We start from the raw sequence: 23,704 nt of genomic DNA on the forward strand, positions 1-23,704 counted from the left end.
TTGTGTTCAAACGCTAGCCGATTCCGCTTTATGCACCGCCCCCGAATCTTCGGGGGCGGCGGCTTTCACAGAACAAAGTGGCGGCAAAGCGCGCACCCCGCTACGCTTCCACATCATGCGGCCTTTTCTCCATCCATGCCTGGCTGTCCTACTCCTCTGGAGCAGGCTGGCTTGTGCAGATGTCCCGGCCTGGATCCCCGGCATGCACGCCCTAGCCGCAGAGCAGCGCGCCTTGCAGGAAAAGCTCGCGTCCATGCCCCCCGCACCCGAGGTGCAGCTCACCCAGCGCCTCGGCTGGCATAGCGACTACTCATCTTCGCCCGACACCGCCGAGTGGGTGGAGCTCAATCTCGGTCAGGCCCAGAAAATCGACTCCGTCGTCCTCATCCCCCCGCCACCCAATGGCGCATCCGTGGGCCAAGGCTACGGCTTCCCCCGGCGCTTTTACGTCGAGCTGCTCGAAGAGGGAGAGGACAATGAGCGCACCATCATCGCCGACCACACCGGCGCCGATTTCCCCAATCCTGGCCTCCTTCCCGTGGTCATCTCCGCCGGCGGCCGCATGGCTCAAAAGGTGCGCATCACCGCCACCCGCCTCTACACCACCGGGGCTCGCAGCTTCTTCGCTCTCGGAGAGGTCATGCTCCTGCAGGATGGTCAGAACCTTGGCGCACGGCTGGAGGTGCTCGGCCCCGCAGTTGTTCGCGCCAGCAGCAGCCAGGGCACTCGCCCCGACTGGGGCCGTATCAATCTCGTCGATGGCCACACCGTCCTCGGCCCTCCTCTCGGCACACGCCCCAGTCCCACACTCGGCTTCCGTAGCATTCCCACCAGCGAAGGCCGCCCATATGCCAATCCTTGGATCGAGGTCGATCTCGGCACCGTCCAGCCCATCGATGAGATTCGCTTCTTCCCCGCGCACCCGCCGCAGTTTGCCCACAGCCACGGCTACGGTTTTCCTGTCCGCTACCAGATCGAGCTGCGCGAAGACGAAAATGACGAGCCCCGCATTCTTCCCTCGCCTCAGTCAGGCAGTTATGATGCCCTGCCCGGAGACAACGTCGTCACCATCGTCGGTGCCCACCGCGCACGCTTCGTTCGCCTCCAGGTCCTTGCGCCTCATGTCAGCAATGGCGCCGTCGTCCTCGCCATGGCGGAGATGCAGGTTTGGTCCTCAGGTAAAAACATTGCCCTTGGCTGCGATGTCACTTCCCCAGACTCCACCGAGCGTGACGGCTGGTCCCGCAAAGCCCTCGTGGACGGCTACGCCAGCAGCGCAGACATCGCCGAGTGGCCCGGCTGGCTTGCAGCTTTGTCTCAGCGCCGCGAGCTTCAGCATCAGCTCGGCTTGATCGAGCAAAAAAGCCTGTCCATCCAGCAGCACTGGCAGCGCATCGCATTGGCGGTCTTCGTCGGGCTCATCGTGGCTGGCGCCATCATTCTCTTTCTCTGGCTTCGTCATCAGCGGCTCGCCAGGCGTCAGGAGATCGAGCGCCTGCGCACACGCATCGCCCAGGATCTTCACGACGAGATCGGCAGCAGCCTCGGCAGCATCGCCCTCATCGCCCAGGACCTTCTCTCCACCTCTCCGGAGGCTCCCCACACACGCTCAGACCTCGCCGAGATCAAAGACATCGCCGACGAAACCGTGGACGCCATGCGCGACATCACGCGCCTCATGCAGAGCCAGCGTTACGGCAGCGATGACCTGACCGTCCTGATGCGCGAAACCGCCGACCGCATGCTGCGCAGCCACAGGCACACCATCCACATTGACGCCCAAGCGGAGACACGCCGCCTCCCCATCGATCGCCAGCGCGATCTCATGCTGATGTTCAAAGAGGCCCTGCACAACATCACCCGCCACGCCGCCGCCACCGAGGTCCAGATCTCTCTCACCCAGTCTCAAAACAACCTCGTCCTCACCATCCAGGACAACGGCCACGGCTTCGACACCTCCACCGCCACAGCAGGCATGGGCCTCTCCAACATGAAACGCCGCGCCTCCAAGCACGGCGGCTCCACCCACATCCAATCCTCCCCCCAAGGCACCACTCTGACGCTGACCCTGCCGCTGGATGCGTGACTCAGCTGGCCACATCCATGAACCTCAGCTTTCACTAAGCAGCTCTCCATGCCCGCCCCCATCCACATCTGGCTCATCGAAGACCACAAAACCTACGGCGAACGCCTCATGCGTGCCCTCAACCGCCTCGATGGCATGCAGTGCACCCAGCGTTTCACCGCATGCGAAGATGCCTTCGCCGCACTCACCACCGAGGCACAAAAACCCGATGTCTTCCTACTCGACGTGGAGCTGCCCGGCGTCAGCGGCATCGAGGGCATCGCCCGCCTGCGCGAGCTCGCACCCCAGGCCTCCGTCATCATCCTCACCGTCTTTGAGGACGACGACAAAATCTTCCGCGCCATCTGCGCCGGTGCCTCCGGTTACCTGCTCAAGACTGCTGGCACGGAGGACATCGCAGCCGCCATCCGCAGCGCAGCCAGCGGCGGCTCCCCCATCAATCCCCGCATCGCCCGCCGTGTGCTGGAAATGTTCTCCAAGGCCAACGCGCCGCAGAAAGACTACGGCCTCACTCCACGCGAGCTCGACATCCTCAAGCTCCTCGTGGACGGCAGCACCATCAAAGACGCCGCCGCCCAGCTCGGCATCGGCTACTACACCGCAGATGAGTATATCCGCAGCGTTTACGTCAAGCTCCAGGTCCGCAGCCGCGGCAGCGCCATCGCCAAAGCCGTGAAGGAGGGTCTGGTGTAGGAGGCGCAGCCTCAATCCTCCTCCTCTTCCTCCTGCTCCTCCTCCCTGAAAGCATCCAGACACGAGATTGAGGGAAGAGAAGGAGAAAGATTCACTCAGCACTACTTCAAATACGGCCCCACCACTTCCTTCCAGATCGCATAACCCTTCGCATTCATATGCAGCTTGTCGGAGACAAAGATGTCCGGCTTCGGCAGGCCGTCCGCCCCCAGCATATGCGGATACACATTGATAAACTGCAGCCGCTTGTCGGTCTTGGTAAACTCCTTGATCAGCGCACTGGCCTCGCGCATCTGCGCCATCATCTTCCACCGGCTGGGGTTCGGCGCATTTGAGATGTAGGTGATCCGGCACTCCGGCAGCGCCGCATGCACCTTGGCCACGAAGGCCTTGAAATCCGCAAACACCCGCTGCGGCGTCTTGCCTCCTGCGATGTCATTGCCCCCGGCATACATCACCACCAGCCGGGGCTTGTACTTGATCACCGTCAGGTGCGCATAGTTGAAGGAATCAAACACCTCCGAGCCGCCAAAGCCCCGGTTCATCACCGGCAGCTCCGGAAAATCAGACTCAAGCGTCACCCATTTGCGGATGCTCGAGCTCCCGGTAAAGACGATCGGATTCTCTGGCGGAGCCTTCTGCTTGTCCTGCTTCCCAAAAGCCAGGATCTCCTTCTGCCAGCGGATGGCTGAGGTCACCACATCGTAGCCGGCTTCGCTGAAGTGCAGCTTGTCCTCCACATACAGCTCAGGGCGCGGCTTGCCATCCGCTCCCAGCATCAGGGAAAAAATCTCGATAAAATCCACCCCTTGCTTCGCGCAGGCCTCGGCGATCAGCGCATTTGCCTTTTTCACCTGCTCCACCTCATCCCAGCGTGCTGGCGAGGGCGGGATCGAGATGAAAGCCACCGGCGTCCCCGGCAGCCCCTCATGCACCTTGTTCACAAAGGCCTCAAACGAGGCCAGCACTTCCTCAGGTGTGCGTCCGGCGTGCAGGTCATTCCCCCCTGCGTTCAGATAGATCTGGCGTGGATGATACTTGATCACGCAGCGGTCCACAAAATGCACCACATCTCTCAGCTGAGACCCGCCAAAGCCCCGGTTGAGCACTGGCGTCTTTTTGAATCTCTCCGGCAGCGACTGCCAGCGCCGAATATTGGAGGCGCCGACAAACAGCACCGGGGCCTTCGGCGGTGCCTTGGCGGCATCCGCAGCCTCAAAGGCACGGATGTCTTTTTCAAAGCGCGCCGGATCTGCCGGTTGCAGGGCCAGGGCACAGGAACAACTCAGGAGCAGAAAAAGCAGGGTGAAATGTCGATAATTCATGGCGGCATGGCAAACGTTGTGCGTTGTGGGACTCATGCAACCTTTGCTGACCAGCCTGAAACGCAAATTTGCCCGCAAGCCCTCTGCCCCCCTTCCAAACCGTGCGGCGCAGAGCGATTCCTCACTGCCGGTGTCCTTTGAGATTCATGGCGAGTCCCTCTCCCCGGGCGTCACCCTTTTGAGCGGCAGCGCCCGCTTCGTCGTCCACTCCCGGCACGCCATCGCCATGGACCTCTGCCTCTACGATCCGAAGGACGCCACCCGCGAGACCGCCCGCATCCGCATGGAGCGCACCGAGTGCGATCTCTGGCACGCCACCGTGCGCGGCGTGCGCGCCGGCACCCTTTACGGTTACCGCGCCCACGGCCCCTGGCTGCCGCAAAATGCCATGCGCTTCAATGCCAAAAAGCTCATGCTCGACCCCTACGCCCGCGCCATCCACGGCAGACCGGACGAGGCAGACCACATGCGCACCCAGCCGGACCCGCGCCACTCCCAGGGCCGTTTTGACAACGGTGCCCATGCCCTCAAAAGCGTCGTCGTCGATGAATCCTTCGACTGGTCTGGCGATACCAGACCCCGCATCCCCTGGCAGGACACCGTCATCTGCGAGCTTCATGTCAAGGGCTTCACCCAGACCCACCCAGATGTCCCCGCTGCCCTGCGCGGCACCTACGCAGGCCTTGCCCATCCCTCCGTCACCTCCTACTTGCGTCAGCTCGGCATCACCAGCGTCCAGCTTCTTCCAGTCCATCAGCATCTGGACGATGGCTTTCTCCTCGGCCGGGGGCTCACCAATTACTGGGGCTACAATACCATCGGCTTCTTCGCCCCGCACAATACCTATGCCGCCGCAAAGGATCCTCAGGACCAGGTGCGCGAGTTCAAGAGCATGGTCAAAGCCCTCCACGCCGCAGGCATCGAGGTCATCTTGGACGTGGTGTACAATCACACCGCCGAAGGCAACGAAAACGGCCCCTCCCTCTTGTTCCGTGGTCTGGATGATCACAGCTACTACCGCCATCATTTCGGCGAAAATGGAGCCGACTACGTCAATGTCACCGGCTGCGGCAATTCTGTGGATTCCGCCAGCACCCCTGCCCTCCGCCTCGTTCTCGACAGCCTCCGCTACTGGGTCACCGAGATGCACGTGGACGGCTTCCGCTTCGACCTCGCCGTCACCGTCGCGCGAGATGAAAAAGACGACTTCAACCGCCAGTCCCCCTTCCTCAGCGCCGTGGCTCAGGACCCCGTGCTCTCGCGGGTCAAGCTCATTGCCGAGGCCTGGGATCTCTCACGCATGGACAGCTACCAGGTCGGCAATTTCCCCGAGCCCTGGCGCGAGCTCAATGGCAAGTACCGCGACACCGTGCGCAGCTGGTGGCGGGGAGATTCGGGAGCCACCGCCGAGTTTGCCAAGCGCCTCTGTGGCAGCCAGGACGTTTTCGGCTGGAATCAGCGCCCCCCACTAGCCAGCATCAATTTCCTCACCTCGCACGATGGCTTCACCCTCCTCGATCTCGTCAGCTACGCGGAAAAGCACAACGAGGCCAACAAGGAGGACAACCGTGACGGCGACAGCAACAACCACAGCTGCAACTGCGGTGTGGAAGGCCCCACTGCGGACCCCGCCGTTCTCCAGACCCGCGCACGCTTACGCCGCGGTCTCATCGCCACCATGATGTGCTCCATCGGCGTCCCCTTCCTCACTGCTGGCGACGAGCGTGGCCGCACTCAAAAAGGCAACAACAACGCCTACTGCCAGGACAACGAAATAAGCTGGATCGACTGGAGCATCTGCGATGACGACATGCTCCACTTCACCCGCCAGATGACCGCCTTCCGGCGCAGCCACGAGATTTTCCGCCGCAGCACCTACTTCGATGGCAAGCTCAACCCTGCCAGCGGCCTTCGAGACGTCACTTGGCTGGAAAACGACGGCACCCTCCTCCACCACGAGGAGTGGCATCAGCAGACCCGACGCTGCTTCGGTGCCCTTCTCGGATCCGCCCCAGACTCCTCCAGCCCCCTCCTGCTCATCTTCAATAACAGCGCCGAGCCCGAGCCCTTCGTTCTGCCGGGAGATGACAGCATCGTCTGGTCCCTCGTCTTCGATACCGCCATGTGCCCCTCCTTCCCCGCCAAGCCCCATCCCGGCCTCGCAGGAGCCACTCCTTATAACCTTCAAGCTCAAGGAGTTGTCTGCCTTACCCTGGCCTCTGGCGACCGCGAGACCTTGGAACCTAAAATCTAGCCCGCGCTCCCGCCCTCAAGCCCCCTAAATATCGATAGCTCAAGTTTGCCCAATCGTTTTATGGTGTTTATAGTTTATGTAAATGCCCTCGATGCGTGTTGCCCTGCCAGCCCCACTACGCGCCCTGCTCGCCAGGGGCGCGGGGTCCACCGTGGTCTCGGGCTTCCTCATCGTCGCCGTCATGACGATGGTCGGCAAGATCGTCGCCTTCGCCAAAGACGCCGTCGTCGCCTCCAAGCTCGGCACGGCTGACGATCTCGATAGCTACATGCTCGTATTCGGGTTTCTGGCCTTCATTGTCAGCGTTCTATCCGGCGGTTTGCCCGAATCTTTTGTCCCAGCCTATGCCGAGCTGCGCGAGCGCCGCGGCCTCCGCAGGGCCTACCGCCTCGGGGTTCAGTGCATGCTTGCTCAGTTGGTCATCTTGCTCGTCGGCAGCATGCTCCTTGCGCTGGCAGCGCCATGGGCGGTTGAATGGGCCACCAGAGGTTTTTCTGAGGCAAAACAGCAGCAGGCCGTGCATCTGCTGCGCGGGCTTCTTCCTTTCTTCATTTGCTACGGGCTTGCGTTAAGCCTCGGCACCTGGCTTCGAGCGGGCAAAACCTTTATGCTGCCGGCTTCGACCCCAATGCTAGTCCCAGTAGGTATCATCATCGCCCTGGTTGTTGCCAGAGATCACGTCAATGCCTGGACTCTTGCTTCTGGTACCGTGTGGGGGGCAGTGGCGCATCTCTGCGTGCTCCTGATCGCGGTCGTTCGCATCCTCCCGCGCAATCTTCGCTGGTGGCGCACCCTTCTGCATCACTGGGAGCCTGGACTGCGGGGAGTGCTCAAAAATGCCCTGCCCTTCCTCGTCGGCGGCATCGCTTTTGGCAGCGCGGGCGTGGTGGACCAGACCATGGCCGCCTGGCTCACCGCCGGATCGGTGGCCGTGCTCGGTTACTCGGACAAGCTCTGCACCATCGTTCTCTCCATCACCGCCGGCCCCGCATCGGACGTCCTCTTCCCCCATTTCGCAGAGCTCGTCGCCCAGCGGGATTGGAACGGCCTTCGCAGGCGCCTTTTCACCAGCGGCGGCCTCATCGCCCTGGCCTCGCTGCCCATGACGCTCGCCCTCTGCTTCCTGGCCCCGTGGATCGTTCGCATCCTCTTTGAGCGCGGCGCCTTCGGTCCGCAGGATACCCTCCGTGTGGCCGAGGTCTTGCGCTACGCGGCCTTCCAGATTCCCTTTTACATCTTCGGCATCGTCGCTGCGCGCGTGGCGGTCTCGCTGCAGGCCTCCCGCTACATGCTCGGCATTGCCTTCAGTGCCCTGGCTCTCAATGCCTCTCTCAACTGGCTCCTCATGCGCCATATGGGTGCGGCCGGCATCGCCCTCTCCACCACCATCGTCCATTTCATCTGCGCCATCGCCACCTGCCTCGTCTGCCTTACCGTCATTCGCAGAAAGGAGGCCTCATGAATGCCGCGCCCGCATTTCAAAGGATGTCACCGGTGGCAAAGGCGGCCGAAAAAAGCCGCGAGCGGCTGGCCCGCCTGCTCATTCTCTTCTCCTTGGCACTGCTGGTTCCCTCGATGACCAAATACCTCACCTGGGCGGACAGCGTCGGCGTGATCCCGTTCAAGCCGCGCGACTACACACTGCTCACAGTCGCTGCAGTCAGCTTCATGGTCTTGCTCAACAAGCCCAGCATCTGCCCGCCCTCCTTTTTGATGCTCATCGTCCCGCTCCTCCGTGTGCTGGACGCAGCCTTCCTTCAGCGTTTCACCATCACCGCACTCGGAGACCACAGCATCGTGGTGATGTCGCTGATCTCCAATCTCCTCGTCACCTTCACCACGGTCTTCTGCCTTTCATCGGAGCCCTGGCGTCGTGTGGCCATCTGGGTGGCTGTCTGCACCGCGCTCTTTTCAGCGGCAGGCGTCTATTATGAGTTCATGGGCTTCCGTGCCTTCACCCGTATCCCGGGCCGCATGGCGGGCTACTCCACAGACCCAAACGATCCGCCAATTATCATCAGCCTCATGCTCAGCGCCCTCTTCTCGCTGAATCCGCGCTTCTGGTGGAACATGGTGCTCGTCGCCGTGCTCACACCCGCCATCGCGCTCACGCTCAGCCGCAGCGGCATGGCCGTCTTCTCCTGTCTCATGCTGTGCTACATCCTGGCCAATTTGCGCCAGCACTTCATGGGCATGCTCATCGCCGCCGCCGTCAGCATCCCCCTGGCCATCGGCGGTGTCACCATCTTGGCTCAGACCTCTACCAAGGTCGGCCTCATCACCAACAAGGACACCACCGACCGCCTCCAGGCCATCTACGAGCTCGACTTTGAGCGCATCAAATCTCCCGAGCGCGGCAAGGACCTGCAGGACGGCTGGGAAGCCGCCGGCAAAAAGCCTCTCTGGGGCCACGGCACCGGCGCGGGCACCAGCATCTGGAAGCCCCACAATCAAATCGTCGCCCTATGGATCGACATCGGCATCCCAGGAGTGCTGCTCTACATCGGGGGGCTTGTCCTTCTGACCTTCCGCTGCTGCACCATGGGCCTGCGCGGCGGTTACTGCCTCGTGCCGTTGTGGTTGTTCATCCCCTGTAGCCAGATCCTCGTCGAGTCGCCGCACTACTGGTTTGCCGCCGCCGTCTGCAGCAACCTCGTTTTCACCGGCCGCTTCCGCCTCGTGCTCAGATCCCCCGCCAAACCGCAGACCACTCCGCACGCTCCGCTGCCACAGTCATGAAAATCGCCTTCATCATCCGCGACCTCGGCCACGGCGGCGCTCAGCGCCAGCTCGTCCTGCTCGCTGGCGGCCTGGTGCAGCAGGGCCACGAGATCAGCGTGCTGCACTTCTACGGCGGTCCATTCCGTGATGAGCTTGAGTCCGCAGGCGCAAATACCGTCTGCATTGGCAAACGCAGCCGCTGGGATCTCGTAGGCTTCTTCCTTCGTCTCGTCAAAGCAGCGCGCACCATCCGCCCCGAGGTGCTGCATGGCTATCTCGCGGAGTCCAATCTCATGGCGCTCTTCCTGAAGCCCCTCTGCGGCTTCCCCCGCGTCGTCTGGGGCGTGCGCGACTCCCAGACAGACGCTCATCTCTGGGGCGTCCTCGGCAGGCTCAGCTTCCGCCTCAACTGCCTCCTCGCACGCTTTGCCGATCTCATCATCTGCAACTCCCAGGCCGGGCGCGACTACTACGCCGCACGCGGCTACCCGCTGAAAAAGATGCACGGCGTCCCCAACGGCATCGACACGGAGAAATTTCAGCCGCAGCAGCGCAAGCCTTCAGCCCTGCCCACCTTCGGACTCGTCGGCCGCATGAACCCGATGAAGGACATCGCCACCTTCCTCCGTGCGGCGGCCCTCGTTCCTCACGCGCAGTTCCTCATCATCGGCTCCGGAGATGCCGCTTACGAGCAGCAGATGCGCAGCCTCGCCACCAGTCTCGGCCTCGACTCCCGCCTCATCTGGATGCCCGCGCAGAAGGACATGCCCGCCATCTACGCCAGGCTCGACTGCCTCGTAAACTCCAGCGCCTTTGGCGAAGGCTTCTCCAATGTCATCGGCGAGGCCATGGCCTGCGGCGTCCCCTGCATCGCCAGCGACGTCGGAGACAGCGCCTGGATCATCGGCGACAAATCTCGCATCTTCCCTGTGGGCGATCACGCCGCCCTCGCACAGTGCATGCGCGCCTTCACGCCCCACGATCCCCGCCAGCGCATCGTGGAGGAATTCAGCGTCGCCAGGCTCATCCAGCGCACCAGCCGCCTGCTTGCCAAAAAAGTCCTCTGGCTCACCACCGGCCTCGGCAGCGGCGGCGCGGAGATGATGCTCGTGCAGCTCATCCGTGGTCTCCCGCAGTTTCAGCACAGCGTCATCTCCCTCACCTCCGGTGGCAAGCACGCCACCGCATTGCGCGAAGGCGGCTACGAGGTCCATAGCCTCGACATGCCCGCAGGCAAGCCCACGCTGGCCTCCCTCTGGCGTCTCTTCCGCATCGTCCGCCAGACCAAGGCCGACGTCCTCATGGGCTGGATGTACCACGGCTGCTTTGCCGCTGTGCTCGCGCGCTTCATGCGTTTCAAAAGCGTACCCGTCATCTGGAACGTGCGCCAGAGCCTCTACGACCTGAAGCACGAGAAGCGTGGCTCCGCCCTCGTCATTCGCGCGCTCGCCTCGCTCTCCTGGCTGCCCGCACGCATCACCTACAACACCCAGACCGGCGCCCGCCAGCACGAGTCCCTGGGCTACCGTGCCTCCAAGACCCAGCTCATCCCCAACGGCTTTGATCTCGCGAAATGGCAGCCTGGAACGCCCATCCCCGGACGCATCGGCCGCTTCGGACGCAATGCCCCGATGAAGGACTACGCCACCTTCATCACCGCTGCGAAAATCATCGCCGAGAAAAAACCCGGCACCGAATTCATCGTCGTCGGCGCTGGCACCGAGGAGCTCCAGGTCCCCGCCTGCATCCAGATCCTCGGCGAGCGCCACGATCTCCCCGAACTCACCGCCTCGCTCAACATCGCCGTGTCCTCCTCCGCCTTTGGCGAAGGTTTCCCCAATGTCATCGGCGAGGCCATGGCTTGCTCTGTCCCCGTTGTCGCCACAGACATCGGTGACACCCGCTGGGTCATGGGAGACACCGGCCGTCTCGTGCCCCCGGGAGATCCCGCCGCACTCGCTCAGGCCTGCATCGACGTTCTCGACTCCGCCATCCTTCACGATCCCAATTCCCGCGCACGCATCGCGCAGCATTTCTCCATCGAAAGCGTCCTGCAAAAATTCGCCGCCTTGCTCGATTCACCTCACGCAGTTTCTCCGGCTGCGGACTCAAGCCCCTCGCCCTCCCTCGCATCTCCCCTTCCCCATTCCTGACCCATGTGCGGCATCGCTGGCTTCTTCACTCCATCAGGCTCATTTCCTTCACACGAGATGAACGCCATCGTCACCGCCATGACGGACGCCATCGTCCTGCGTGGCCCCGATGACTCCGGCGCTTGGGTTGACTCATCCAGCGGCATCGCTCTCGGCCATCGCCGCCTTTCCATTCTCGATCTCTCTCCTTTGGGCCATCAGCCCATGACCAGCGCCGACGGCCGCTTCATCATCGTCTTCAATGGCGAGATCTACAATTTCCAGCAGCTGCGCGCCCAGCTCGAACCCCACGGCCACACCTGGCGTGGCCATTCAGACACCGAGATCATGCTCGCCGCCTTCCGCCAGTGGGGCGTCGTCGCAGCCACCCAGCGCTTCAACGGCATGTTCGCCTACGCCGTGTGGGACAAGCAGGAGCGCACCCTCCACCTCGCCCGCGACCGCATGGGGGAAAAACCCCTCTACTACGGCTGGATCGGCCAGACCTTCGTCTTCGCCTCCGAGCTGAAAGCGATTCAACGCTTCCCCGGCTTCAATGCCAGCATCGATCGCGAGGCCCTCACCTCACTGCTCCGCTTCAACTACATCCCCGATCCTCTCTGCATCTACCAGGGCTTCAAAAAGCTGCCCCCTGCCGCGATGCTCAGTTTGCAGGCCCCATCGGATCATCCACAACCCGGTTACTACTGGAGCCTGCCCCACGCCGTCGAGCGCGGCCTCGACAATCCCTTCAAAGGCACCGAGGCCGAAGCCATCGACACCTTTGAGTCCATGCTCAAAAAAGCCGTCGGCATGCGCATGGTCTCCGACGTGCCGCTCGGTGCCTTCCTCAGCGGCGGCATCGATTCCTCGCTCATCGTGGCGATGATGCAGAAGCAAAGCTCGCGTCCCGTCCGCACCTTCACCATCGGCTTTCACGAAAAGCAGTACAACGAAGCGGAGATCGCCAAGAGCGTCGCCAAGCACCTCGGCACCGAACACACCGAAATGTACGTCACTGGCGAGGACGCGCTCAATGTCATCCCCCAGCTCCCCGCTCTCTACGACGAGCCCTTCGCCGACTACTCGCAGATCCCCACCCACCTCGTCTGCAAGATGGCCCGCCAGCACGTCACCGTCGCCCTCAGCGGCGATGCCGGAGACGAACTCTTCGGCGGCTACGAACGCTACGCCATGGGCCGCAGTCTCTGGAATAAATTCGCCTGGATGCCGCGCCCGCTGAAGAAGCTGACCGCAGCCGCACTCACCGCAGTCCCTCCCGGTCCGCTCAACACCCTCGGCTCCACACTCCTCCCCAGAAGCAAGCGCCACATCCCCGTCGGCGACAAGCTCCACAAGCTCGCCGAAGTCGTCGCCGCCCCCGGCATGGAGTCGCTCTATCTCACGATCATGTCCTACTGGAAAAAACCCACGGACATCGTCATCGACGGCAAAGATCCTGTCACCGCCATCACCAATTCCAAGGCATGGCCCCGCGTCAGCGACTTCACCCATCGCATGATGTACCTCGACATGGAGACCTACCTCCCCGGAGACATCCTCGTCAAAGTGGACCGCGCCGCCATGGGCGTCAGTCTCGAAGGCCGTATTCCGCTCCTCGACACCGACCTCATCGAGTTCGCCTGGCGCATCCCGTTTTCGATGAAAGTCCGCGACGGCAAAGGCAAATGGCTCATGCGCGAAACCCTCTACCGCCACGTGCCCAAGGCCCTCATCGACCGCCCCAAGCAGGGCTTCGGCATCCCTCTGGAAATCTGGCTGCGCGGCCCTCTGCGCGAATGGGCCGAAGACCTCCTCTCCGAATCCCGCCTCAAACGCGAAGGCTTCTTCCACCCCGCCCCCATCCGCCAAAAGTGGCAGGAACACCTCAGCGGCACCCGCAACTGGCACTTCTACCTCTGGGACATCCTCATGTTCCAATCCTGGCTCCAGGCCCAGCGCTAATTTGGAGTGCGGTTGCGGAGCGAGGCACAGCCTGTCCTCCGTAGCTCACAGAGCGAAGGAGGAAGCGCAGCTACCGCTTTCGCCGTTCAGGACAGCACACAAAGACCACCCCACCGCCGAGTGCGTGAGCCAGGAAACTCTTCGCACCTCACCGAATACACGCATGCCACGAACCATCTCATGCCATGGCATATTGATGACAGGGTGATGTTTCAGTCCGATCAAGCTCTCTCGTTGGATCAAATCTAGACTCTTTCTCGACATAGCAGCACCTCACTGATGTTCTTAGATCCCGTAGGGATCACAGCCGGTAGCCAGGGATAAGCTCGCGAAGCGAGCGCCATCCCTGGATGGGCAGGTCCCAGCAGAAAAGCAAACCCAGGGCTTTCTTAACCAAGCCCCGCCCTCCGGCAGCGTCTTACCGTCCTGCCGCCGCAGTTGCAGCACATCGCCACACCATGACGCTTCCGACAACACCGGTGCGCAAGACTCTTCCGACGACGCTCCTGGCATTTTGGCTAGATGCGTTTTCTGCTGTCAATGGCACCGCCATTTTCACGTAAACCTCCTCAGCTGCTCCCTCACCCACCTCATCGACGGCTTCTCAATCCACACCGAAATCACCCACGCCAGCACCACCATCGACACCGTCGTCACTCCCAGCCTCACCCACGCCGACTGAGTCACCGCCCCCAGCGCATCCAGCAGCACCAACCCGATGTTCTGATGAATCAAATACAGCGGGTACGAGATCGCCCCCAGAAACACCAGCGGCCGCGCATTCAGAAAAGGCAGCCATCCCGTCGTTGCCAGATGCAGCAGCAGCGCAAAGCCCACCACCAGCGGGAAATGCAGCGCAAAGGCCGCCTTCCACCACGCCAGCGCACCGCACACCAGCAGCACCAGCGTATGCCCCACGCTCCACGCACGCCGCCGGTGCGCATCATACAAAATCATTCCCACGCCAAACAGGTGGATGTAGTCCAGGCTCGTCACCGCCTTGATCTTCCCTGTCAGCCGATACACCAGCGACTCCGGCTGCCCATGCGTCAGCACCCAGTGCGCCCCCGCTGCCGCAGCCAGCCACAGCAGCAGCACCGGCACCGTGAGCCTCTTGAAAGCCCCCAGCTGATGCAGCACCAGCATCGCCGCGTAAAACAGCAGCTCAAACTCCAGCGACCAGTACACACCGTCGATCATCTGCGCCCGCACAAAGCGCGGCAGCAGCGGGATGTTCCAGAGTGCATCTCGCGTGCTCACCTCCATCCCTGGCAGACCATACCGCGAAGTCACCAGCAGCGTGATCAGCGCACAGGCCCAGAACGTAGGATACAGCCGTGAGAAACGTCCCACCACAAAGCTCGCCGCAGACTTCGCGCGATCCAGCGTCATGAAGATCACAAAGCCGCTGATCATGAAAAACAGATCCACCCCCATGCCACCATACGGAAACCCAAACGGTGGATCATACAGATGAAAGCTCCAGTTCTTCGCGATCCCGCTGGTGAAATGAAACAGCAGCACCGCCATCGCCGCGATGCCACGCAGCGCGTCCAGTTCAGCAATTCTTAAAGTGGGATTGATCGACTTCATGGCAGGGCAGCGGAAAGTTTGAGAACAGGCGTAAGCTCACGGGTCAGCACCACATACCCGGCCTTGGACAGATGCAGATGATCCTCCTGGTAGAGCTGCAGCTTCTGGTTCCCATCAGCCTCCAGAAAAGCCGCCGAGAAATCATGAAACTCCACCTGTCGGCTGCCATTCAGCTTCTTCAGCCTCGCATTGATCTCCCCAATCCACGGCCGAATCGGCGAGCCCGCCTCATACACCGGCAGCAGTCCCAGCAGCACGATCCTCGTACCCGGCTGCACCGCATGAATCCGCTCCACGATCGTCTTAATCCCGCGCGCCGTATCCGCCGCGCTGAAATGCCGCCAGTAATTGTTGATGCCGATCATGAGCACCACTGTCTCCGGTGCAGGCCCGTTCAGAATCCCCTGCTCCAGCCGCCACAGCACATGCTGCGGCCCCTCCCCGCCAATCCCAAAATTCAACGCCTTCGCGGGCGCGATGCGTGACTGCCAAATGTCCTTGTCCCAGCTCTCCGTCAGCGAGTCCCCGATGAAAACAATCCTCGCCTGCGCCTCCTTCATCGTTTCGGCCTGCTGCTTCACCACCCCAGCCCAATACGCCGTCTCATCCCTCTTCGCCGCCTCCCACGGCACCTCCGCAGCCCGAGCCCCTGAAAGCATCAAAACAGCCAGCCATGGAAGGGCGCAAATGGATCGGAGCTGTAGCATGCAGTGCGGAAAGCTAAGCGCCCGATTTCGCGAGATCAAGTCACGCGGAGGCAGCCTGTTCATATTCCCTCACCAGCCCCCCAAAACACGCCCCCTGGCTGAACCTCTCCTCCGCCACCTGCCGATGATTCGAAGGCCGCTTCTTCGCACAATCCACCGCCCATTCCCCGATCACCCTCGCAAACCCATCCGCATCCTCCTTCGCCGCCGACCAGCAATGCGTCAGCCCCATCTCCAGAAAGTCATTGTTCCCCGGCGCCTGGCTCAGAATCACCGGCAGATCACACGCCAGCGCCTCCAGCACCGCAAACGACAGCCCCTCATAGCGCGAGGTCAGAATCATTCCATCCAGCGCCTGATAAAACGACAGCGGCTCCGAAAGGTAGCTCTGTCTCACAATGCGTCCGCGAATCCCCAGCTCATCCGCCAGCACCGCACAATCCGCAGCCAGCTCGCCATCCCCCAGATGATACAGCCACAGATCCGCCCTCCCCTCGCAAGCCTTCGCAAAGGCACGATACAGCGTCAGCGGATCCTTCTGAAACGCCAGCCTCCCCACAGAGCCCAGCAGCACCGCATCCGCAGGCACACCCAGCCCCTCACGGATCTCTCTCCGCCGGCTCTCACTCGCAGGCTGAAAGCGCACACAGTCCACCGGATTCGCAATCACCCGCAGCCTCCGCTGCGGAATCCTCAGCGTCTCCCTCGCAAACGCCAGCTCACCCGCGGAGAGATTGATCGAGGTGCCCACTCGTCCCAGCACCGTTTCGATGGCGTTGAAAAACCGCGCCTTCATCCCGCCCTTGCCAGACAGTCCGTAATACGCATGCGGCGTGTAAAAAATCGGCTGCCGCACTCCCAGCAGCACCAGCGCGCGCGTCAGCGCACCCGCCTTCGAGCTGTGCGCATGGATCACCTCCGGCTTCGCCTCCTTCACCAGCCTGCGCAGCCGCAAAAGAGCCCCCACATCACCCGGGCCCGGCGCATTGCTCACCGCCAGATTAGTCGTCCTCCCTCCGGCCTCAGTCACCCTCTCCACCAGCCGGTTCAGCCGGTCAGAGCCCCGCACATCCGAATACGCCAGATGCACCACATGCCCCTGCTCCAGCAGATACGACGCCAGCGCCTCCACGTGCCGAAACACGCCATCCACTCCGGGCTCGGTGACTAGTAGGATTCTCATCGGGAAACCATACCCTACCACAATCCCGCTAGGAAACGAAAGGCTGGATGCATCCGCACCTCAGTTTATCCGATCACTCCGCGTCCTCTTCCACCGCCTTGCCGCCGTAGATGATACCCCGCTTCGTCGAAGCCACAAAGTCCGTGAAGATCGCCGCCTCCGGCGTCAGCTCCCCGGCCCGCAGCTCCTCCACCGCCTGGGCATTGTTCAGCCCGCTGCGGTACACTTTACGGAAGGCATTCCGCAGCGCACGAATCTGCTCGCGGGTGAAGCCCGCACGCTGCAGCCCCACGAGGTTAAGCCCGCGCGCACGCGCCGGATGCCCGTCAGCCGTGCAGTACGGCGGGATGTCCTGCACCACCTTGGCACACCCGCCGATGATCGCACGCGTGCCGATCCGGCAGAACTGATGCACCGCCGTCAGCCCGCCAATGATCACATGATCATCCACCACCACATGGCCCGCCAGCGTGCCGTTGTTGGAGAAGATCACGTGATTCCCCACCACGCAGTCATGTGCGATGTGCACATACGAGAGGAAATTGTTATGGCTGCCGATGATGGTCTTGTCACCCGGCGAGGTCGCACGATGCACCGAGCAAAATTCGCGGAAGGTGTTGTTGTCTCCCACCTCCAGCCATGTGGGCTCGGCCTTGTACTTCAGGTCCTGCGTCTGCTGGCCGATTGAGCCGTAGGCGTAGAACTTGTTGTTCTTCCCAATCTTCGACGGCCCCATCACCGTCACATGATGCTGCAGCCAACAGCCGTCTCCCAGTTCCACATCCGCACCGATGATGCAGTAGGGGCCGATATGCACGTCCGCACCGATCTTGGCAGACGGGTCAATGATGGCGGTCGGGTGAATCGTGGCTGACATGCGTTCTCTTCGTTAGCGGTCCACCACGCTGAACATCAGGTCGGCCTCGGAAACCACCTGGCCATTCACACTGCATCGGCCGATGCCGCTGGCAATGCTCCGCTTCGTTTTGAGAATTTCAGTCTCAATGATCAGCGTGTCTCCGGGCAGCACCGGCCTGCGCCACTTGACGTTATTGGCGCTCATGAAGTAGCCGATCTTGCCGTGGTTCTCCGGCATGCGCAGCAGCACGATGCTCGCCACCTGCGCCATCGCCTCCAGCTGCAGCACCCCGGGCATGATCGGGTGGCCGGGGAAATGCCCCTGGAAGAACGGCTCGTTGATCGTCACATTCTTCATGCCCGTGCACTTCGACTCGCCTTCAAACCCAATGATTCGGTCCACCAGCAGGAAGGGATAGCGATGCGGCAGGATGTTCATCACCTCGTTCACATCCAGCACGGCCTCGCCCACCGGAATGTTCACCGGCGCCGGCACCATGCTGCGCATCTGGTTGTACTGCGCCACAATCGCACGCGCCAGCTCCGTGTTCGGTCCATGCCCCGGACGCACGGCGATCACGTGCCCCAGAATCCGCTTTCCGGAAAGCATCAGGTCCCCCACGATGTCCAGGATCTTGTGCCTCACAAACTCGTCCGCAAAACGCAGCGGCTGCTTGGACAGCAGCGTCTCCCCGCGGATCACCACAGCAGCCTCCAGCGTACCGCCCTTGATCAGCCCCTTCTCCATCAGAGGTGCGATGTCCTCGTAGTAAACAAAGGTGCGCGCCGCCGCGATTTCCTTCTCATAGGTCTCGGGAGTGATCTCCGTGCTGAAATACTGCGTAAAGCGTCCTTCCGGACCCACATTCGTGCACGAAATGCGGAACTTCTTGTCCGGCACGATCGTCAGGATCGTCCCGCCCCGCGTCTCCTGGTAGATCGGCTCACGCACTTCGAAATACTTGCGCGCCTCATTCTGCTCCTGCAGTCCGGCAGACTTGATCAGCTCCACAAACGGCATCGAGCTCCCATCGGCGATCGGCGGCTCATTCGCGTCCATCTCGATGATCGCATTGTCCACCCCCATCCCTGCCAGCGCCGAGATCACATGCTCCACCGTGTGCACATTCACCCCGCCCTCGGCGATGGTCGTGGCTCTCTCCACTTTCTGCACCTTCTCCACCAGCGCCGGGATGAAGGGCTTGTCCTCCAGATCAATTCGGCGGAACTTGAACCCAAAGTTCTCCGGCGCAGGCTGGAGGGTGAGGGTGACTTGTTCGCCGGTATGCAGCGAGGTGCCCGTCATCGAGACGGACTTGGCGAGGGTGTGCTGACGGTCAGAGGCGGCCATAGACGGGAGCGCGTCTGTTAGCGTCTTGCCCCCGCAGGGTCAAAGGGAAATGCATGGGAGAGATCTCCCGTCCTCGGGCTATTGCCGATGCCCTTCGCTACCTCTTCCCGATGCACCACAGGTGCTTGTACCCGCGGATGAAAAGCCGCCCGTCGCTCACCGCCACAGACCCGATGATCTTCTCCCCCAGCGAATTCGTCGCCAGCAGCTCAAACTTCGGGTTCGCCTTGAAGACAAAACAGTCGCCGATCTGGTTCGCTGCATAGCACTTGCCATCCGCGCTCAGCACCAGAGACGACCAGTTGTTCCCCTTCAGCCGCTCCTGAAACACCATCTCTCCCGTCTTCAGATCCCGGCACTCCGCGATCCCCCCGTCGCTCAGGATGTAATGATAGCCGTTGTGCACCACCCCGCTGCCGATCCGCTGGCTCACCTTCGGCAGTTGCCACACGCGATGGCTCTCCGTCACATCTCCATTCCCACCCGCCTTCACCGCCAGCGCCGCACCATTGTACCCGCTCATCGCGATCATCACCCCATCCGCATAAAGCGGCGAGTTATAAACCAGATTCGTCAGCCCGCCGGACGTCCACAGCTCCTTGCCCGACTGCGGATCAAACGCACACGCACGCGTCGGGTAGCACATCAGCAGCTCCTCACGCACTCCCACCTTGCGCAGCAGCGGATCCCCCCACGAGCCCAGCCACTTCTTCCCCTCACCTTCGCCAGAGGCCCCGCCCGGCTCCTTATGCTGCCACAGCGTCTTGCCCGTCTTTTTGTCAAAGCAGTACAGCACCGTGTTCTCCCCCGGGCCAAAATTGAAAAACACCCGGTCCCCCGCCAGTACCGGAGAGGCCCCGTTGCCCCAGATGTGGTGCTGCTTGCCCAGATCGGTGCGCTTCCACAGTTCCTTGCCATTCATGTCATAGCAAAACACCCCCGCTGACGCAAAGGACACCACCACCCGCTCGCCATCCGTCGCGGGGGACGCCGCACACTGCGGATTCGTCGCATGCGTCAGCTCAGGCTCCCGATACACCGTGCCCGCCTCCCATACCTTCTTGCCCGTCGCCTTGTCAAAGCACATCAGCATCCGCCGCCCCTCCTTCTCAATCGCCTGCGTCATCAGCACCTTGTCCCCCCACACCACCGGTGTCGAGTTCCCCCGCTCCGGCAGTTCCACTTTCCACACCACATTCTCCGTCTGGCTCCACCTCTCCGGCAGCCCCGACTCCCCACACGTCCCGTCCCCGTTTGCCCCGCGCCACATGGGCCAGTTTTCAGCATGCAGAGAGTCCAGTGCGCAGAAGACGGAAACCAAAAGGAGAGTGCGTTTCATGGTGATTGGTTGGGTGACAGACCATGAAACGTCAACCGGCGCCCTTTCATGTCATTCTCACGTTAGGTGGCTCCGGCCCGGCGATTGCAGACTTGCGCTGGGTCGCAAGTCTTTCGTAACTTCATGTGACCATGGACCGCGCCAACCGAATACTTCTGCTCTTCGCCAGCGCGGCCGCCTATGCGTTCGCCTTTCCTCCCTATGGCTGGTGGCCGCTCGCGCTGCTCAGCGTGGCGGTGCTGGCAGGCGTCCTTCATCAGACACGACCTGCACATGGTTTCAGGGCCGGTTTTGCATGGGGCCTGCTGGCTTTTGGCACCGGCCTTTCCTGGATGTGGAGCCTCTTTGGTGTCTTCAGCATCGCACTCTGGAGCATCCTGTCGCTTTTCCCCGCACTGTTCGGCTGGCTGGTCTGCACTGCCCGGCAGCGTGGCATCACCACAGGCTGGCGGCTCGCACTGTTCATCGCCTTGGCATGGACCGGCACGGAGTTTGTGCGCTGCGAGCTCATGCCTCTGAAGTTTCCATGGCTTCATCTTGGCCTCGCTCTCGAACCCTGGCCGCTGGCTTCATGGGTGGGCGTGTATGGCCTGGGATTTCTGGCAGCATGGATGATTGCGAGTCTCATCACTCGATGCGTCCGGCTTGCAGCGCTCCTCATGGCAGGCGTTGTACTTGTGCCCGTCAGGGAACCCGAGTTGTTCAAAAGCGCTGCCATTCCCGTAACCGCCATCCAGGCGGAGACAGCTCCCCTCAATGACTACCTTGAGCTCTCCCGCCAGGCTCCGCCCGAGACCCGGCTGATCGTGTGGCCGGAATATGCCGTATCAAAGGACGTGCGGCGCTCGGACTCCGGCGAATTGACCGCCATCCAAGATATCTCGATCAGCTCCAAAGCATTGCTCGTTTTTGGCACACAAAAACGGCTGGAAGGCGCCAGGTGGCAGAATACGGCGCTTGCGATCAACGAGGGTGCCATCGTCGGTGAACACGGTAAAAACCACACCGTTCACTTCTTCAATGACGGGGAGCATGGCCCCACGGCCTCAGCCTTCGAAGTCACACTTGGGGAGGACCGGCTCGAACCGCCTTTCCACGGAAAGATTGGCACACCCATCTGCTTCGACTGCGATTTCCACGACGTAGTGCGGCGCATGGTCCTGGCTGGCGCGGAATTCCTGGTCGTACCTTCCATGGACGCGGCCTCGTGGCCTGCAAGGCAGCACATTCAGCATGCGCAGCTGTTTCGTGCAAGGGCAGCGGAAAACCGGCGCTGCATGATCGTGGCCGCCTCTTCCGGAGTCTCTCAGATCATTGATCAAAACGGTCATGCCACAGCATCGCTCGATGCGATGCAGCGGGGCGTGCTCAGCGGCACGATCACGGCCATCAACGACCTCACCTTCTTCACCCGCTGGGGCTGGCTCACGCCATGGCTGGCGCTCTCAATCCTGCTGCTCTGGACCCTCTGGCTGCTGGCATTTTCAAAACCGAAAATGCCGCAGCCAGTCGAAGCCGGTTCAGATTAGTCTTCCCCACCCGCAGCCAGCTGCGCGATGACATTGATGTCCTCCAGCGTCGTCGTGTCGCCCTTGATCAGTTCACCTGCGGCGATCTGCTTCAGCAGGCGGCGCATGATCTTGCCGGAACGCGTCTTCGGCAGCGCCGCAGCAAAGCGGATCTCATCCGGCGTCGCCACCGGGCCGATCACCTTGCGCACATGCTTCTTCAGTTCGTCGCTCAGATCGCGGCCCGACTTCACGCCTTCCTTCAGCGTCACAAAGCACACCACGCCCTGACCCTTCATCTCATCCGGGCGGCCCACCACCGCAGCCTCGGCCACGGCTCCATGGGAAACCAGAGCGCTTTCCACCTCGGCAGTGCCCAGGCGGTGTCCGGCCACGTTCAGCACATCGTCGATGCGGCCGATGATCCAGAAGTTGCCCTGCTTGTCGCGGCGTGCTCCGTCACCGGCAAAATACCACCCCTTGAACTCGCCCCAGTACGCTTCCTGATAGCGCTTCTTGTCGCCCCAGATGCCGCGCAGCATGGACGGCCACGGCTTGCGGATCACCAGCTTGCCCTGCTCGTTCACGCCCACTTCCTTGCCCAGGTCATCCACGATCGCCGCATCCACGCCAAAGAACGGCAGCGTCGCCGTTCCAGGAGTCGTCGGCGTCGCTCCCGGCAGCGGGGTGATCATGTGTCCGCCTGTCTCAGTCTGCCACCAGGTGTCCACGATCGGGCAGCGGCCGCCGCCCACCTTGTTGTGGTACCACATCCAGGCTTCCGGGTTGATCGGCTCGCCCACAGTGCCCAGCAGGCGCAGGCTGCTCAGGTCATGCTTCTTCAGCCACTCATCGCCCCATTTCATGAAGGCGCGGATCGCAGTCGGCGCCGTGTAGAAAACAGTCACCGCATACTCTTCGATGATCTTCCAGAAGCGGTCGTTCTCAGGCCAGTTCGGCGCACCTTCAAACATCAGGGAGGTCGCTCCCAGTGCCAGCGGTCCATACACCATGTACGTGTGCCCCGTCACCCAGCCGATGTCCGCCGTGCACCAGTACACATCGTCATCGCGCAGATCAAAGACGTATTTGCAGGTCATCTGCGCATGCAGCAGGTAGCCGCCCGTCGTGTGCAGAATGCCCTTCGGCTTGCCTGTGCTGCCGCTGGTGTAAAGGATGAACATCGGCGACTCCGAATCCATCGCCACAGCCGCGCAATGGGAGTCCACATACTCCAGCTCACGGTGCCACCACACGTCACGGCCTTCCTCGATGTGCACATCCTGTCCCGTTCGCTTGTACACGATCACCGTCTCCACCGGCGTGTCCTTCGCCTTCAGCGCATCGTCCACGTTCTTCTTCAGCGGCACCACCGCGCCACGGCGGTAGCCGCCGTCGGCGGTGATCACAATCTTCGCACCGCAGTCCATCACGCGGTCCTTGATCGACTCCGCGCTGAAGCCGCCAAAGATCACGCTGTGCATCGCACCGATGCGGGTGCACGCCAGCATCGCCACCGCCGCCTCAGGCACCATGGGCATGTAGATAATCACTCGGTCGCCCTTCTTCACCTTGTGGCGCTTCAGAACATTCGCAAAGCGGCACACCTCGCGGTGCAGCTGCTGGTAGGTCAGCACTCGCTTCTCCCCTGGCTCCCCTTCCCAGATCAGCGCCGCCTTCGTCTTGCGTGCCGTGTTCAGGTGGCGGTCCAGGCAGTTTTCGCTCACGTTCAGCTTGCCGCCCAGGAACCACTTGGCATTCGGGCACTTCCAGTCCAGCACCTTGCCAAAAGGCTTGCTCCACTGCAGCTCCTTCGCCTCACGGCCAAAGAACTTCTCCGGATGCTTGATCGACTCCTCGTGCATCTTCTTGTACTGCGCCATCGAGCTGATGCGCGCCTTCTTGGAAAATTCAGCACTGGGCTTGAAGACCCGGTTTTCAGTCATCAGGGATTTCGTGCTGCCACCTGCCTTAGCGGCTGGTTTGGCG

At 62.0% G+C, this 23,704-nt stretch carries 16 protein-coding genes; 8 read left to right on the plus strand and 8 right to left on the minus strand.

All coding sequences use genetic code 11. From position 1 onward, the window contains the following. Positions 1-202 precede the first annotated feature (202 nt). Positions 203-2,086 (plus strand): ATP-binding protein, encoded by a 1,884-nt coding sequence (locus HNQ65_RS19575; RefSeq protein WP_221306222.1) that lies wholly within the window; start codon positions 203-205, stop codon positions 2,084-2,086. Between the two features lie 48 nt (positions 2,087-2,134). Further along, positions 2,135-2,779 carry a response regulator transcription factor gene (locus HNQ65_RS19580; protein WP_184342134.1) on the plus strand — a complete coding sequence of 215 codons (645 nt, stop codon included), beginning with the start codon at positions 2,135-2,137 and terminating at the stop codon, positions 2,777-2,779. A gap of 101 nt (positions 2,780-2,880) precedes the next feature. Here the strand turns inward: HNQ65_RS19580 and HNQ65_RS19585 are convergent, their stop codons facing one another. Further along, positions 2,881-4,104, minus strand: a complete 1,224-nt coding sequence (locus tag HNQ65_RS19585; protein WP_184342136.1) for a GDSL-type esterase/lipase family protein — start codon at positions 4,102-4,104, stop codon at positions 2,881-2,883. A gap of 34 nt (positions 4,105-4,138) precedes the next feature. On the opposite strand from HNQ65_RS19585, the gene glgX reads away from it, so the two are divergent. From glgX to asnB, 5 genes are all read left to right on the plus strand, one after another. Continuing rightward, on the plus strand, positions 4,139-6,358 hold the full coding sequence (glgX, locus tag HNQ65_RS19590; RefSeq protein ID WP_184342138.1) for a glycogen debranching protein GlgX: 2,220 nt from the start codon (positions 4,139-4,141) through the stop codon (positions 6,356-6,358). Positions 6,359-6,449: 91 nt separating this feature from the next. Continuing rightward, entirely contained in the window at positions 6,450-7,820 is a 1,371-nt protein-coding gene (gene murJ, locus HNQ65_RS19595) for a murein biosynthesis integral membrane protein MurJ (RefSeq protein WP_184342140.1), read from the plus strand. Further along, positions 7,817-9,097, plus strand: a complete 1,281-nt coding sequence (locus HNQ65_RS19600; protein WP_184342142.1) for an O-antigen ligase family protein — start codon at positions 7,817-7,819, stop codon at positions 9,095-9,097. Before murJ ends, HNQ65_RS19600 begins: the two co-directional genes overlap by 4 nt. Continuing rightward, a complete protein-coding gene (locus HNQ65_RS19605; RefSeq protein ID WP_184342144.1) occupies positions 9,094-11,232 on the plus strand; it encodes a glycosyltransferase in 2,139 nt (712 codons plus the stop codon). Before HNQ65_RS19600 ends, HNQ65_RS19605 begins: the two co-directional genes overlap by 4 nt. A 3-nt stretch (positions 11,233-11,235) precedes the next feature. Beyond that, positions 11,236-13,176: an asparagine synthase (glutamine-hydrolyzing) gene (gene asnB / locus HNQ65_RS19610; protein WP_184342146.1), complete on the plus strand. Its 1,941-nt coding sequence runs from the start codon at positions 11,236-11,238 to the stop codon at positions 13,174-13,176. Positions 13,177-13,731: 555 nt separating this feature from the next. On the opposite strand, the gene HNQ65_RS19615 is transcribed toward asnB, so the two are convergent. From HNQ65_RS19615 to HNQ65_RS19640, 6 genes are all read right to left on the minus strand, one after another. Continuing rightward, complete coding sequence (locus HNQ65_RS19615; RefSeq protein WP_184342148.1) at positions 13,732-14,769, minus strand: acyltransferase family protein; 1,038 nt, start codon at positions 14,767-14,769, stop codon at positions 13,732-13,734. After that, the gene (locus HNQ65_RS19620) at positions 14,766-15,476 is read right to left on the minus strand and encodes a GDSL-type esterase/lipase family protein (protein ID WP_184342150.1); all 711 of its coding nucleotides are present in this window, start codon (positions 15,474-15,476) and stop codon (positions 14,766-14,768) included. Before HNQ65_RS19620 ends, HNQ65_RS19615 begins: the two co-directional genes overlap by 4 nt. Positions 15,477-15,516: 40 nt before the next feature. Continuing rightward, positions 15,517-16,659 carry a glycosyltransferase gene (locus HNQ65_RS19625; RefSeq protein WP_184342152.1) on the minus strand — a complete coding sequence of 381 codons (1,143 nt, stop codon included), beginning with the start codon at positions 16,657-16,659 and terminating at the stop codon, positions 15,517-15,519. Between the two features lie 73 nt (positions 16,660-16,732). Further along, complete coding sequence (gene lpxA, locus HNQ65_RS19630; RefSeq protein WP_184342154.1) at positions 16,733-17,536, minus strand: acyl-ACP--UDP-N-acetylglucosamine O-acyltransferase; 804 nt, start codon at positions 17,534-17,536, stop codon at positions 16,733-16,735. 12 nt (positions 17,537-17,548) lie between these two features. After that, positions 17,549-18,868 carry a bifunctional UDP-3-O-[3-hydroxymyristoyl] N-acetylglucosamine deacetylase/3-hydroxyacyl-ACP dehydratase gene (locus HNQ65_RS19635; protein WP_184342156.1) on the minus strand — a complete coding sequence of 440 codons (1,320 nt, stop codon included), beginning with the start codon at positions 18,866-18,868 and terminating at the stop codon, positions 17,549-17,551. 97 nt (positions 18,869-18,965) lie between these two features. Next, on the minus strand, positions 18,966-20,207 hold the full coding sequence (locus HNQ65_RS19640; protein ID WP_184342157.1) for a PQQ-binding-like beta-propeller repeat protein: 1,242 nt from the start codon (positions 20,205-20,207) through the stop codon (positions 18,966-18,968). Between the two features lie 131 nt (positions 20,208-20,338). Between HNQ65_RS19640 and HNQ65_RS19645 the strand changes: the two genes are divergently transcribed. Further along, a complete protein-coding gene (locus tag HNQ65_RS19645; RefSeq protein ID WP_184342159.1) occupies positions 20,339-21,736 on the plus strand; it encodes an apolipoprotein N-acyltransferase in 1,398 nt (465 codons plus the stop codon). On the opposite strand, the gene acs is transcribed toward HNQ65_RS19645, so the two are convergent. Beyond that, positions 21,733-23,661 (minus strand): acetate--CoA ligase, encoded by a 1,929-nt coding sequence (gene acs / locus HNQ65_RS19650; protein ID WP_343076575.1) that lies wholly within the window; start codon positions 23,659-23,661, stop codon positions 21,733-21,735. The two genes, HNQ65_RS19645 and acs, sit on opposite strands and share 4 nt — an antisense overlap. Positions 23,662-23,704 lie beyond the last annotated feature (43 nt).

This window comes from Prosthecobacter vanneervenii (assembly GCF_014203095.1).
Classification (GTDB): Bacteria; Verrucomicrobiota; Verrucomicrobiia; order Verrucomicrobiales; family Verrucomicrobiaceae; genus Prosthecobacter; species Prosthecobacter vanneervenii.

Coding starts and splice junctions, on each gene's coding strand:
- HNQ65_RS19575 (WP_221306222.1), top strand. CDS start 203: ATGCACGCCCTAGCCGCAGAGCAGCGCGCCTTGCAGGAAAAGCTCGCG.
- HNQ65_RS19580 (WP_184342134.1), top strand. CDS start 2,135: ATGCCCGCCCCCATCCACATCTGGCTCATCGAAGACCACAAAACCTAC.
- HNQ65_RS19585 (WP_184342136.1), bottom strand. CDS start 4,104: ATGAATTATCGACATTTCACCCTGCTTTTTCTGCTCCTGAGTTGTTCC.
- glgX (WP_184342138.1), top strand. CDS start 4,139: ATGCAACCTTTGCTGACCAGCCTGAAACGCAAATTTGCCCGCAAGCCC.
- murJ (WP_184342140.1), top strand. CDS start 6,450: ATGCGTGTTGCCCTGCCAGCCCCACTACGCGCCCTGCTCGCCAGGGGC.
- HNQ65_RS19600 (WP_184342142.1), top strand. CDS start 7,817: ATGAATGCCGCGCCCGCATTTCAAAGGATGTCACCGGTGGCAAAGGCG.
- HNQ65_RS19605 (WP_184342144.1), top strand. CDS start 9,094: ATGAAAATCGCCTTCATCATCCGCGACCTCGGCCACGGCGGCGCTCAG.
- asnB (WP_184342146.1), top strand. CDS start 11,236: ATGTGCGGCATCGCTGGCTTCTTCACTCCATCAGGCTCATTTCCTTCA.
- HNQ65_RS19615 (WP_184342148.1), bottom strand. CDS start 14,769: ATGAAGTCGATCAATCCCACTTTAAGAATTGCTGAACTGGACGCGCTG.
- HNQ65_RS19620 (WP_184342150.1), bottom strand. CDS start 15,476: ATGCTACAGCTCCGATCCATTTGCGCCCTTCCATGGCTGGCTGTTTTG.
- HNQ65_RS19625 (WP_184342152.1), bottom strand. CDS start 16,659: ATGAGAATCCTACTAGTCACCGAGCCCGGAGTGGATGGCGTGTTTCGG.
- lpxA (WP_184342154.1), bottom strand. CDS start 17,536: ATGTCAGCCACGATTCACCCGACCGCCATCATTGACCCGTCTGCCAAG.
- HNQ65_RS19635 (WP_184342156.1), bottom strand. CDS start 18,868: ATGGCCGCCTCTGACCGTCAGCACACCCTCGCCAAGTCCGTCTCGATG.
- HNQ65_RS19640 (WP_184342157.1), bottom strand. CDS start 20,207: ATGAAACGCACTCTCCTTTTGGTTTCCGTCTTCTGCGCACTGGACTCT.
- HNQ65_RS19645 (WP_184342159.1), top strand. CDS start 20,339: ATGGACCGCGCCAACCGAATACTTCTGCTCTTCGCCAGCGCGGCCGCC.
- acs (WP_343076575.1), bottom strand. CDS start 23,661: ATGACTGAAAACCGGGTCTTCAAGCCCAGTGCTGAATTTTCCAAGAAG.